Genomic DNA, 400 nt, shown 5'->3' with positions numbered 1-400 from the left:
TCGGTCACGGTCGGGTTGGGGGCAACGCTGGCCGTGTTCGTCGTGGGCGGGGCGTTAGGCGCATTGGCCGGTTTTTACGGGAGCTGGTTCGATGCGGTGGTTTCGCGGGTCACCGATGTGTTTCTCGGCTTGCCGTTGCTGTTGGCCGCCATCGTGCTCATGCAAGTCATGCATCACCGCACGGTGTGGACGGTGATCGCCATCTTGGCATTGTTCGGCTGGCCGCAAGTGGCCAGGATCGCGCGCGGTGCGGTGCTCGAGGTGCGTGCCAGCGATTACGTCCTTGCAGCTAAGGCATTGGGGTTGAATAGGTTTCAGATTCTGCTTCGGCACGCGCTGCCCAACGCCGTGGGCCCGGTGATCGCGGTGGCTACCGTCGCTCTGGGGATCTTCATCGTCA

The 400-nt window shown here is 63.0% G+C and carries 1 protein-coding gene; it reads left to right on the top strand.

The features are described 5' to 3' along the window. On the top strand, nt 1-400 hold a 400-nt coding region (locus BST12_RS29365), incomplete at both ends, for an ABC transporter permease (protein ID WP_139802089.1).

It is taken from the genome of Mycobacterium angelicum, assembly GCF_002086155.1.
GTDB lineage: Bacteria > Actinomycetota > Actinomycetes > Mycobacteriales > Mycobacteriaceae > Mycobacterium > Mycobacterium angelicum.
This window is presented reverse-complemented; position numbering and strand designations above follow the sequence as displayed.